Annotated in this window: 9 protein-coding genes; 1 reads left to right on the top strand and 8 read right to left on the bottom strand. The window is 43.8% G+C overall.

Going from position 1 to position 13267, the window contains the following annotated elements; genetic code table 11:
* Positions 1-79: 79 nt before the first annotated feature.
* From ABHC48_RS07375 to ABHC48_RS07355, 5 genes are all read right to left on the bottom strand, one after another.
* Entirely contained in the window at positions 80-1000 is a 921-nt protein-coding gene (locus ABHC48_RS07375; protein WP_173716144.1) for a glycosyltransferase family 2 protein, read from the bottom strand.
* A 153-nt stretch (positions 1001-1153) separates the two neighbouring features.
* Positions 1154-2566 (bottom strand): LCP family protein, encoded by a 1413-nt coding sequence (locus tag ABHC48_RS07370; RefSeq protein ID WP_118579654.1) that lies wholly within the window; start codon positions 2564-2566, stop codon positions 1154-1156.
* A 14-nt stretch (positions 2567-2580) separates the two neighbouring features.
* On the bottom strand, positions 2581-3984 hold the full coding sequence (locus ABHC48_RS07365; RefSeq protein ID WP_173734901.1) for an undecaprenyl-phosphate glucose phosphotransferase: 1404 nt from the start codon (positions 3982-3984) through the stop codon (positions 2581-2583).
* A 228-nt stretch (positions 3985-4212) separates the two neighbouring features.
* Entirely contained in the window at positions 4213-5169 is a 957-nt protein-coding gene (locus tag ABHC48_RS07360; protein WP_204453856.1) for a glycosyltransferase family 2 protein, read from the bottom strand.
* 9 nt (positions 5170-5178) lie between these two features.
* Positions 5179-7047, bottom strand: coding sequence for a glycosyltransferase family 2 protein (locus ABHC48_RS07355; protein WP_347505341.1), 1869 nt, complete (start codon positions 7045-7047; stop codon positions 5179-5181).
* 262 nt (positions 7048-7309) lie between these two features.
* On the opposite strand from ABHC48_RS07355, the gene ABHC48_RS07350 reads away from it, so the two are divergent.
* A complete protein-coding gene (locus ABHC48_RS07350; protein WP_347505339.1) occupies positions 7310-8563 on the top strand; it encodes a D-alanyl-D-alanine carboxypeptidase family protein in 1254 nt (417 codons plus the stop codon).
* 63 nt (positions 8564-8626) lie between these two features.
* Here the strand turns inward: ABHC48_RS07350 and ABHC48_RS07345 are convergent, their stop codons facing one another.
* From ABHC48_RS07345 to ABHC48_RS07335, 3 genes are read right to left on the bottom strand one after another with little or no spacing between them, the layout of a single operon-like run.
* The gene (locus ABHC48_RS07345; RefSeq protein ID WP_347505337.1) at positions 8627-11101 is read right to left on the bottom strand and encodes a glycosyltransferase family 2 protein; all 2475 of its coding nucleotides are present in this window, start codon (positions 11099-11101) and stop codon (positions 8627-8629) included.
* Position 11102: 1 nt separating this feature from the next.
* On the bottom strand, positions 11103-12338 hold the full coding sequence (locus ABHC48_RS07340) for a hypothetical protein (protein ID WP_347505335.1): 1236 nt from the start codon (positions 12336-12338) through the stop codon (positions 11103-11105).
* The gene (locus ABHC48_RS07335) at positions 12335-13264 is read right to left on the bottom strand and encodes a class I SAM-dependent methyltransferase (protein WP_347505333.1); all 930 of its coding nucleotides are present in this window, start codon (positions 13262-13264) and stop codon (positions 12335-12337) included. The genes ABHC48_RS07340 and ABHC48_RS07335 overlap by 4 nt, the downstream gene beginning before the upstream one ends.
* Between the last annotated feature and the right edge of the window lie 3 nt (positions 13265-13267).

The following is a 13267-nucleotide window of genomic DNA, read 5'->3' as shown; positions in this document are numbered from 1 at the left end:
GGTGACACGAAAAAAAGTGTCACCTTTCATAGCCACAGTCCCTATTCACGAAGTGCATAACTGTAAAAACACTGAACAGTTACTCGTTTTTCCAATATTCACGGTTCATAGTACAAAACAAAATCACCTTTTTCGGCAGCTTTTTATATCTTTTTCCAAGAAAATATCCCATATATTTGAAGCCACTTTGCCCTGCCAGCTTGGGAACCAGCCAGATATGCCCTGTTTTTATAAGATAAGCCAGGCTCTTTTTCACAAGGCGAAGTCCCTCTCCCTCTGATGGTACTCCCTCAAAAATCTCCGGATGATCTGCCTGGGAAACACCCAGATCAAAATTCCGGTGAAACTGCTGTCTGCATGAATAATTGTGTGAATGGATCACACAGGCATCTGCAGCATAGGCAATTCCATATCCCCGCTTTGCCATAGTTCCTGCATAGATCATGTCTTCATTAAAAATAGCTTTTTTTACAAAACCGCCAATTTCCTCATAAATACTTTTCTTATAAGCTGCACACACATTGGAGCAAAAATAAGTTTTTATTCCATATATGCCAGTATCTTTTTCCCATTTTATAGAAGAAGTTTCCGGATAATTAAATCTTCTGGTGTATTTTTCCAGGTAAGCACAGTCCTCCCGAGCCAGCTGTCTTGCATAGGCAGCTCCAACTTTGGAATTTTCCTGCAGTGGACGGATCAGATTTCCAATCAGATTTCTGTCTGCCGGAACTGCATCCTGAGTCATAAATACCATAATATCTGAATCAGACAGTCTTGCTCCCCGGCATCTGGTTCCACCGTGGTCAAAATCCGCCTTTTTTAAATGTACCACGTTCACTTTTGGAAATTTTTTCTCCCAGGCCGTGTTCCAGAATTTCTCTTCTGTATTCATAACAAGAATTTTTTCCACTGGATAATTCTGTGTGGAAAGAGAATCCAACAACTTCTCAAATTCTTTTCCCGGACGGTATGCAGGAATAATTACGTCAACTGTTTCCATAGTATCTCTCCTCTTTCAGGCTCTGCACGAATAAATATACTTTTGCAATATGGTAACACTGCTGGCAGAGCGCACATCCTTTTCGCGAAAAAGGGACCACTTCCTTTCGGATGGTCCCTTTAAATTTTCAATCATGGAATATTTATCTACTGATCAATATCCGCTTCCATCTTCGAAACCGCCATCGCCGGAGCTGTCTCCACTATAATCTCCGCCGCTGTAGTCTCCTCCATTATCGTAACTGCTGCCAGAATCACTTCCACTGTCATAACTGCCATCGCTATAATCGCCGCTATCGTCTCCACTATAGTCGTTTCCGCTGTCATAGCTATTGTCGTAGCTGTTATCATAGCTGTTGTCGTAGCTGTTATCATAGCTATTGTCGTAATCGCTTCCACCATAATCGTTGTAATCATAGTTTCCGCTTCCGTCACCCTGCCATACAATATCAGAAGAATTTCCTGCTTCATTACTTGCAATCGGAGACTGGTCAACCAAGGTATCTGCACCGCCTACAAGCTCAATGATCCGGGCATTCGCCTCCACGATGTTCTGTGACGGCTGGTAATTCTCGTCAGCACCATACAGAAACTTATGAAGTTCCTTTACATTATCCTCCAGCGTGTCTGCAACAACCATGCTGGCCTTCTTCACATCCGCAAATTTGTACTTGGCTGGGAAACCGGTAGTATCTGCAATGTTATACCCCATCAGCGTCGGAATCAGGTTCAGAATCTCAGTCTTCGTGATGGATGTGGAAATCATAGGAAATACCTCGTCCATAATATTGAAAATGGTGGTAATTCCTGCTGCCTTTGCTTTGTCAACCATCATTCCGATCACACGGCGCTGACGCTCAGTACGTCCCATATCCATGCTTGCAGTGTAACGGATACGACAGTAAGAAACTGACTGTACACCATTCAGATGGTATGTTCCAAGGATTTCCTCCTCGTTCTCCGGCTTGGGATCCGGCAGTTCTACTGGCGTGTAGCTTTTGCCGGTCTCCTGGGAAGTTTCTATACAATAGTCATTCATAAACACCATTTCCGCATAGGAAAGAGGAATATCAAGACCGCCAAGTGCATCTATTGCAGCTACCATTGCATTAAAATTAACAGTTACGTAATCCGTAATTTTCAGGTCAAGCATGGTATTCAGCATGGAAATGGCCTGTTCCGGACCACCATATGCGTAAGCAGCATTTGCCTTGGTATAAGTATCATTTCCAATATCCAGAAGAGTATCACGATATACGGAAGCAAGCTTCACCTCTTTGGTATCATTATTAATACTTGCAATGATAATGGTATCACTGTTCTGTGCATCAAGCGCAGCATTCTTGGAACGCTGGTCGATTCCGAAAAGTGCATAAGTTGTATAGCCAGACATCTGTGGTGCTGTCACATTCGTAACAATCTTGCTCTCATCCAGCTGAGGTGTCTCAATCTTGTTCAATCTGGAATCAATCTGTCCATATACATACAATCCGCCAATAAACAGCAAAAGACAGATAATTTCCACAATAAACAAAGCAGTCCTCTTTTTTCTACCAGGTCTTGCCATTTTTCTTTCCTTTCTCAATACGCATTCTTATTAATGAATCCTTTAAAGATCGTCATAAACATTATCTTGATATCAAGCCCTACAGTCCAGTTCTCGATATAGTAAAGATCACACTCAATCCTCTTGCGGATGGAAGTGTCACCTCTGTATCCGTTTACCTGTGCCCATCCGGTCAGCCCGGGTCTTACCTGGTGCTTCACCATATATCTCGGAATCTCTTCACGGAACTTTTCCACAAAAAATGGTCTCTCAGGTCTTGGCCCTACCAGACTCATATCTCCCTTTAAAATATTAAAAAGCTGGGGAAGTTCATCAAGGCTGGTTCTTCGCATAAATCTGCCGATTGCTGTAACCCTGGGATCATTTTTTACTGTCCATGCTTTCTTCTCCTCTGCCTCCGGCTGAATCTCCATAGAACGGAATTTATACATCCAGAAAGTCTGATTATGGAGACCCACACGTTCCTGACGGTAGATCAGCGGTCCAGGAGAAGTGAGCTTTATCAGCGCACATAGTACCAGCATGATCGGCGACGCCACAATAATTCCAATAATAGAGCCACAGATATCCATTATTCTTTTTATCATGGCATTAAAAGTATTACTAAGAGGAACATACCGGATATTGATCACCGGAAGTCCCAGAATATCCTCTGTATATGGTTTCGTAGGAATAATCTTATTATAATCCGGAATAAATTTTGTATGCACTCCTGATTTCTCACAAAGCGCTACAATCTCCTCCAGTCGGTAATATTCACTTAATCCCAGTGTAATCGCAATCTCGTCAAGCCTGTTCTCCGGCAGGATCACGTTTAGATTGGCAATTCTTCCGATCACCTTGACGCCTTTATACATGGTACCTGCAGTAATATTGTCATCCAGAATGCCTCTTACCACATATCCCCACTGAGGGTTCTGCTGAATGCGGTCAATATACTCTTCTGCTGCCCGGCTGTACCCAACCAGCACTACCTGTTTCTGGTTCAGTCCTTTCTTTCGCATTTTGCGCAGGCTGTAGAAAATGAACATTCTTGCTCCCCAGCTTGCCACAATGCAGATTCCATAAAACATATACAGTACAGAACGGGAAATATCGCCTTCTTCAATGGTATACAAAATAAATGTAGTGATCAGAATACCAAGAGAATTGGCTTTTACAATATTAGACAGCACAAGACGTCTTCCCTGCATCCGCATTGGTTCATACAGTGAAAACGCATGATACAGCAGAATATATGCCGGCAGGATAAATACCAGTGCAGACATATACTGCTGGAAGCTTCTGGCCCGGACAGCATTTGCTGCAAAAGGTCCGATAAATCTCAGCGCCCAGGCAAACATATAAGATAACGTAATTACACAGGCATCTATAACGACATGGAGCCGACTGAAGTTCTTCTGATTATCTTTAATCAATCTCTGCCACCTCTGCCCTTCTTCACATGTTGCCGGGTTTGTCACTCACAGCAACCTTCACAAACCTGTTCCTGCTGCGCGTTTCATCCACATCTTACGCTTTAAGCACTATCTGGTCTGTGACTTTCTCTATCTTATAATAGATAAAACAGAATTGCAATAAATTCTTCATACATTAATGTGAAAAATAGTTACGAAATACTAACGAATCACTTCTGCACAAACTTTTTATACCATAAATCTGTAAATTATATTCCACCACAATTCCAGCTGGATTCTTGCATATCTTCCAAGATTTCTCATGTGGAACTTCACTTTTTTATTTCTGCGGCTGATCTGGAACCCATTTTTGATTCCTGCCACATACTCCCTGCCCATTCCCTTCTGGGAAAAAAACAGGATCTTCATGCCAAAGCCCGGCACCAGAAAAGGAAGATTCAAAATAATCTGAAGAACCGGCATATTTTTGTAGATCAGATAAATATTATTTCTTGAAGAATATCTGGTCTTAAACTGATTGTATCTGGATCCGCTTGTTCCGCTGCCTACATGATAGACCAGTGCAGCTGGCACATACCAGTTCTCATATCCAAAGATCCTGGCACGATAGCCCACATCAATATCTTCCAGATATGCAAAATGCTCTTCATCAAAATATCCGATTTTCTCAAAAACCTTCTTACGGTAAATAGCTGCGCCAGCGCATGAAGCAAATATCCGCCCTTCCTTCTCAAAGGAATGAATATCCTTTCCTTTGCCCCGGGCATATGCCCAGCCAAGAGCAGAATAATAATTTCCTGCATCATCCAGTTTATTCCGGTCATGATAACAGATCATCCTTGCACTGCAGGAGAAGGCCTTCTTATGACGCTTTATAGCTGCCAGCATTTCCCCCACAAAATTCTTATCTACTTCTGTATCGTTATTCAAAAGGAGCACATAAGGTGTCCGTGATGCATAAATCCCCTCATTTACAGCTCTTGAAAAGCCGAAATTATCTGGCAGCTCCACAATGTGTACCCAGGGAAAGTTCCCCATTACAAAGGCAACGCTTCCATCTGAGGATCCATTGTCCACCAGAATGGTCTCAAAATTCTGAAACGCCTGCTGCTCCAGGCTTGAAAGCACACCCTCCAGATATGCCATCCCATTATAATTGGGAATAATGACTGATACTTCCTGCATAATGTCTTCTTAGTCTTCCTCCTTTTTGCCGGTCATGCCCGGAAGTGGTCTTAAAGAATAATTCCACTTGGTCAGGGAAAGATTCTTATTATAATTGGGATCACCGTTCTTCAGAATATCGATCCAGTTACATCTCATATATTCGATTTCCCGCTGGAAACGTCTGACTTTCACCTCATTGTTCTCTGCTCCGCGGGTCTTGGATTCCATATGATAAAGCCTTGCATAAGGATCATAAACCACCAGATAACCTGCTTTCGTAGTCTTCAGGCACAGATCCACATCGTTAAAGGCGACTGCAAGTTCTTCTGTGAAGCCGCCCACTTTGTCAAAAGCACTGCGCTTCATCATCATACAGGCTGCAGTTACAGCGCTCATATCCTGTAAAATAGACGCCTTGTGGAGATATCCGGTACGATCCGCAGGCATATCCACAAACATATGACCTGCAATTCCACCAATTCCGATCACACAGCCTGCGTGCTGGATGGTATTGTCCGGATAGATCAGTTTCACACCTACCGCGCCCACTTCTCTTCGCTGACACACCCCCAGCATTTCTCCCATCCAGTCCTCTGTAATGACCGTTACATCATTATTCAGAAAAAGGAGATATTCACCTCTGGCATTTTTAACCCCAAAGTTGTTGATCGCGGAATAGTTGAATTCCTTTTTCCAGCAGATCAGATGGATCCTGGGATCCTCTGAAATCTTCCTGTAATAATCAAAAATCTCATCTGTAGTGCTGTTATTCTCCACGATAATGATCTCATAATTGTCGTAGAGTGTGTTCTTCTTAATAGATTCCAGGCATTTCTCCAGAGTTTCCTTCTCGTCTTTATTGGGAATGATAACGGAAACAAGCGGATGTCCCTGTACCGGGTATTTCACTCTGTAAAATCCAAGATCCGGAGTATGGCTTACAGTGCCTTTTACTCCAGTCCTCTCAAGATGTGCCTCGATAGCACGTTTGCCTGCTTCAAAAGCGTACATCTTACTTGCAGGATTATCAGCAGTAGATGCCTTGTGGGTACGCCAATGGTACAAAATCTCCGGTACATGCACCACTTCCCTGGCTTTTTCCACACAACGGAAAATAAAATCATAGTCCTGTGCTCCGTCAAATTCCCTGCGGAATCCGCCCACTTCTTCTACAAGCTGCCGCCGCACAACAAAAAAGTGACAGATATAGTTATTGGAACGAAGCAGATCAATATTAAAATCTGGCTTCAGGTGCGGCTGAAAATGCTCATCCAGTTCAGCAGTCACCTTATCCTCATCTGTGTATACTGCATCCCCGTGCTCATGCTGGTTCAGTGCATTCACAACCTCGTAAAGAGCATTTGGCGCAAGAAGATCATCATGATCCAGAAGCCCCACAAATTCTCCCTTTGCCATGGCAAATGCAGCATTGGTGTTCTCTGCAATCCCTTTATTCTCAGTGAGTTCCTGCCAGCGTACTCTCCTGTCCCTGCTGCTGTATTCTTCCAGCACTTTTCTCATGGACTGATCTTCCGGACTTCCATTGGCAATGCAAAGCTCCCAGTCCTCATAGGTCTGTGCTTCCAGTGAATCGATCATCTGCCGCAAAAATAATTCCGGAGTACGATAAGCCGGAACTACCACGCTGATAAGAGGTGCGTAAGCAAATTTTTTCTTTCTTTGTTTGTCAAGGACCGTCTGGTCCGGCACATATGCCGCGTACCAGGGACCATAAGGGATCTCCTCCGGCTCAAAGCGCTCGTGCAGCCGTATCCAGAACTCCCTGGGACCATAATGCTTCAGATACAAAAGTCCCTTCTGGATCATGTAAGGAGATAATTTTTTGAAGAAACGAGACCACTGGATCCGTCCCTCTGATCCGTTTTTATCGCTCATATTAAAATCCTTTGCTTTTATAATGACCCTATTTTAACATTGAAGAAACAATTTTGCAAGGAAGCTGTAAAAGAAAGGTTGAATTGAACCACATTTTAGGATATGATTATATTTGTATTATATTTTTCTATTTTACAGGAAAAATATACTATATGTTATACTTGCAGCAGAATTGTATCTGCACTGTCAGAAAGAGTGTTACCATGTTGTTCACAGACAGCACTGCAGATACCCTTATTTTAATACAGGAGTTCATTATACTATGAAAAAGCGAAAGATAACCTCAGTTTTTCTGGCTCTTGGTCTTTTTGCATCTCTTCTTTTCCAGGTTCCCATATCTGCAGAAGAGGCAGACCAGAGTGCAGCAGTTGAAGCATCAGGTACCATATCTACCAATTCCATTTCCGGATGGCCACAGGCTTCCGATATTTCTTCTGAAGCGGCTGTAGTCATGGAGAATACCACCAATACCATTCTCTATTCCAAGAATGCAGACGAAGTACTTTTCCCTGGAAGTACAGTCAAGATCATGACCTGTCTTCTGGCTCTTGAGAATACACAGCTCACAGATGAGGTTACCATGACCGCCACCGGAGTTTCCGGTGTCACAGACGGTGGTGCCAGTATTTCCTCACAGGTTGACGAGGTCTTCACTGTAGAGCAGTGCCTGTATGCCATTATGGTTGCCTCTGCCAATGATATTGCACTGCAGATTGCAGAGCATGTAGGCAGTTCTGTAGACGGCTTTGTCCAGCAGATGAATACCCGGGCACAGGAGCTTGGATGTACCAATACCGTATTCACGAATCCCACCGGACTTCCGGATGACAACCAGCACACTACAGCCCACGACATGGCGCTGATCATGCAGGCCGCCATCCAGAATGAGTCTTTCAGAACCATCGCAGCAGCCACCAGCTACACGATCCCTGCCACCAATAAAGCGGCAGCCCGTAACCTGACCAGCAAATTCACCATGACAGATACTGGCAGCACCGGATTTTATGAAGGATGTATCGGCGGTAAGGAAGGTTATACGGAAGCCTCCGGAAGTACACTGGTATGTGCAGCCCAGCGAAATGGCATGACTCTGATCAGCGTAGTCCTGAAAGGTGCTTCCGGTCAGACAGCTCCTGATGCAGCCTCTATTCTCAATTATGGATTCGATCAGTTTGTAACTTTATCCCTTGGAGACAGCGATTTCAGCATTATCTCCGGCGGTGACGTAGTAGTTCCAGCCGGCACCGGTGCCGATAGCCTTACCACAGAAGATTCCCAGAACGGCGACCAGATTGACCGCACCTACCTTTTTAACGGCACTTCTGTGGGATCTGCAGTCCTTGAAGTTGTTCAGTCTGATGATACTGCCTCCGTCCAGGAAGGTCAGCAGCACATGCAGGCTGCCAAGGATTACTCCGATAATCACACTGAAATTCCGTATTTTGTAATTGCCGGTGTATTCTTACTTCTTCTGATTCTTTTGATCTGGAGGATCGTGAAAATCGTAAAATCCTAATAAAAAGCCCAGTCAGGACAGGGTATCTTCCTCTCCCGACTGGGTTTTTATATTAGTTCTGCATCAAACTATTTCATCCTTCTTCTCATACGCCATCCTGAATGCACAATCCCCTCTCACAATGCTCAGATTCGGATTGTAATACGGATCACCCTTTTTCAGAAAATCTCTGTAACGTTCCCGGAAATGATCCACCTCTTTCTGAAGACGCGCCTTCTTCTCCGGCGTATTCTCCAGTCCGCGTGACTTAGATTCATAATGGTACAGGCAGGCCTCCGGAGTAAATACAACCAGTTTACCAAGTGCCCTTGCCCTAAGACAGAAGTCAATATCATTCAGTCCCACTGCAAAGCTTTCATCCAGCCCATGAAGTTCCTCAAAAACGCTTCGCTTCACCATCAGACAGGCGCCTGTTACTGCGCTCTCATCCTGTGTAGTTGCCAGTCTCCACAAATATCCTGTGGCATATCTGTCATATCCGGTAAGAATATGTCCTGCAAAACCTGCGATTCCTACCACGACACCAGCATGCTGAACCGTATTATCCGGGTAAAGGAGCTTGGCACCTACAATGCCCACATCCTCTCTCTGGCAATAGCCCATCATGTTCTCCAGCCACTCTGGAGTAATAACCTCTGTATCATTATTCAACAGAAGTAAATAATCTCCATCCGCATATTTTGCACCAAAATTGTTGATTGCTGAATAGTTGAAGGGACCATCCCATGTAACCACTTTTGCCTGAGGATACCGCTTCTCAAGTTCCTCATAATAGTGGAAGGTCTCTTCCTTCTCACTGTTATTCTCAATTACGATAATCTGGATATTTTTCCAGGTGCTCTTCTCCAGAATGGAAGTCACACATTTATTCAGATCCTCTGTATGATCCTTATTCGGAATCAAAATTGATACCTTCGGGTCACCCTCTATAACAAAATGGGTTCTGAAAACGACCGGGCATCCAGTGTATTCCACCTCTGCCTTAATTCCCATGCGCTCATAATGCCCTGCAAGTGCCTTTTCTCCTGCGATCACTGCATATGGCTTGTCATCCGGATTGCCCGCAGTGGAACCCTCATGGCTTCTCCAGTGATACAGAATTTTGGGAATATGGCGGATCTTCTCACTGTCTGTATGCTCCGTGCAGCGAAGCAGAAAATCAAAGTCCTGAGAACCGTCATATTCTGGTCTCAGAAGTCCTGCTCGGTCGAGAAGTGTTCTCTTTACAACCACCAGATGGCAGATATAATTTACGCAGCACAGATAATCCGGGTTAAAATCCGGCTTAAAATGAGGGAAAAGCCGATTTCCTCTTATATCAATAATATCCTCATCGGAATAAATAAGATCCGCCTCCGGATGCTGTGAGATCTCCTTCGCCATCTGATAAAAAGCTTCCTCTGCCAGGGTATCATCATGATCTGCAAATGCAATATAATTTCCAGTGGCAATTCCAATAGCAGCATTTGTATTGTCTGAAATCTGCAGCTGTTTCTCATTGAAAACAACTTTGATCCTTGGATCCTTTTTCTGATACTCTTCCAGAATACTGCGGATCGGAGAATCTGCTCCACTTCCATCTGAAAGGCAAAGTTCCCAGTTGCTGTATGTCTGCGCCAGCACAGAATCCACAAGAGCCTTCAAAAGGTACTTATCCGTCTTATAGAGAGGAACCACAAGGCTAAACTTAATGTTCTCCCGAAAAACAGTCTTTCTCTGCTGATTCAGTTCTTTCTTAGTAACCCTGTTCTCCTTCAGCCAGGTCTGGTAAAGACCGTCTCCCTTGCTCAATGCTTCCAGCTTGATCAGCGACTTCCGGATCACAGTATGAATGCCATTGGAACGATAATTCTCCATTGCCTTTTTCGAATAAAGGCTGGCTTTTGCCTTAAAGCGTTCGCCCTTTGAAATACCAATCTGGTAGACTGCCTTTTTTCCGTTCTCATCCTTTGCAACAAGATAAGCCTTCTTTCCAGATACATTTTCTGCCTGGATATGGAATCCGCAATCCTTATTCACTTCGCATTCCCGAAACATTTCTGCCACGTCCATTCGGGTATTCCGCTTCAGGGTTATTTTCACAGGCTTTTTATTTTCATCATATACCTGCAGGGAAACCGGTGTAGTTCCTACCGCCCAGCCGGCAAGGATAACCTTCTTCTGCTCTCTGACTATAGATTCCCCATCAACAAAAAGCTGAGGTTTTCCCTGTTTTCTCATAAGATCCGAGGTTTTCATCTTATACCAGAGGAAACGCTCCTTTCCGTTAACAGCGTACACCTCAAGTTTTTTGTAATTCTGCAGATTTTCAGGCAGGGTAACTAATACCTCCACCCATTTGCCTCCTGGATTTTTCGTCTCCACAGCCCTCATAAATCCGGTCATCACAGTAATCAGGTTTGCCTCAGAAGGAAGGCGGATACCATCCAGATAACACTCTATATCTGCTTCCTTTGAAACCCTTCCTGTGATCATATATTTGCAATTATCATTCAAAAGAAACCGTTCTTTTTCAACCAGCATTACCTTTTGATTCATTCTACTTTCCTTTCTTTGCAGAAGATTCCCGACCATTTTTCAAACGGCCCACTGCTTCTCTCGCCCGCTCTCCAAGCACTCCTTTAAGACTGTGGCTTCTCACCTCAAGGGAACAGATCTCATTCAGCATATCTTCCTTTGCCTCATCAATCTCCAGATTCAGTGTAAGATTCTTAGCACCTTCCGGAACCTCTATATCTACAATACAGGGATCAAACCGCGAAAGGAAAGCCCAGCTGCCGCAGATTGTTCCTTCGGGTGTCAGAACCCCGTCCAGGGAAGCTGGCATCCTGTCAAAACGGATTGCTGCAAGATGTACCGTACACGGATGATCACCTGGATCAATTCTAATAAACCTGCAGCTTTTCGGCAGATTCAAGGTGCATTTTACCTTTCCGGCCATAATAGGTCTTTTTACAGAACTTGCTTCGGAATACATACCTCTTTGTTCTGCGAAATATACCTGCAGCGGTCCCAGATTACTCAGGGACAAATATTCCACCCCTGGAGTCATTGTGGCATACATCTCCCTCATAGGAACATGCATGCCTGTAATATATACCTGAAAACCGCTTTCCATTCTGGAAAAACTGGTTCTCATCACTTCTGAAATACCAAATTTCTCATAAAATCCGGCTGCATTCAGCACTTCACGCACTTTATGCGTCTGTATATAGTAATGGATGATCCGATACAGTACAAATTCACAGGGAACAGGAAACTCAAATGTCCATTCATAGTCCAGAAGTGTATATGGACGGGTCATTACAACATTGTCACAGATCATATCAATATTCGTAACATCTGTACATGTCAGTCCGCCAGGCATAGGCACATCACCGAAAACATTTTTGAATTCCTCAGTTATTGTGAACGGCTTTTTGCTGTGAAGCTTCTGTACGTTTTCCAGATATTCCGTAAAAATTTTCTCAGCTTTTTCCTTTTCTCCCTTTCCCAGCAGATCATCCAGATATTCTGCAAGATTCTCCTGTTCCAGATACTCAAAATAAGCACAGTCTTCGCCTATCTCGCACTTGTTGCTCAGAAACGGAACTTCCCCATACATCTGATCAAGCTTCTGATTCCATTTTTTCATGCGAAGAACATGTTCTTTTCCTTCCGGATACAGCCATTTTTTCTCCAGCCATCTTTTCCCATCTTCTTCCACAATGTCAGTGCGAATTGCGAAGGAACGGCTTCTTTCATTGGAATATTTACTGAAAATAATCTCTTTCATTTGTTTTCCTTCCTTTCCACAATCACCAGGAATGAATTGGAAAATTCCTGAAAAAGTCCTGCATCAGTGAGGGAATCGTATACTTTTCCCTCATTGAACAATTGTATTCTGTTACGGTCAAAATTGCAGAAATTATCCCGAAGCTCGCCTTTCTTCGGCAGACGCTTGTCTGAATAAATAGTCATCGGGAATTTATAATCCGGATATGGATAATAGAAAGTGGTCTTAAATTCACCAGCCTGGTCAATAATATCAGACAGTTCCTTTCTGGAAAAAGTCCGCACACTTCTGGTATCCGGATAGTTCTCCAGTCCTTCAAAATATTTTCCCACATGATCTTCGGTGCAGCCGGCCCAGTATTTCAGACCAAGCCGGTTCTCAATCGCGATCACGATTCTGCCTCCCGGTGCCAGATGGCGGACAATGCGTCGGAGCATTTCCACATAAGGCTGTGCTGTCCCGATATAGCCCTGGGAATATTCAAACACACCGATCAAGGTAATGTAATCATATTTCTCAGTAAGGCTACTCTCCACATCCTGAAAATTTCCTACCATAATTTTCACATTATCACATTCGCGATTTCGATATGCATTGATGGTGCTGCGCATTTTTGACAAATCGATACAGGTGACACTTTTGGCTTTTCGCGCGAGAACTCCTGTGATCGGTCCACATCCGGACCCGATTTCCAAAACTTTCTGTTCTTTTGTGATAGGAAGCCACTCCAGAATATTCTGGCGAATATGTGAAAAATGATAAAGGACCGGCCAGCTGTTTCGCTCATAGATCAACTGGTTTAGTTCCTTCTCCTGATAATTTTTCGCAATTTCCAGAAGTTCTTCTTCCACAGGACCATCGCTGTACAGATCCTCGCCTGGGTAATATTCATAATCTAATGTTACGTTTCCGATTTTTTCCTGCATATT

The sequence above is a fragment of the Ruminococcus sp. 1001136sp1 genome (genome assembly GCF_039841815.1).
Lineage (GTDB): Bacteria > Bacillota > Clostridia > Lachnospirales > Lachnospiraceae > Blautia_A > Blautia_A faecis.
Note: the sequence above shows the minus strand (reverse complement) of the source record. Positions and strands in the feature narration are given on the sequence as shown.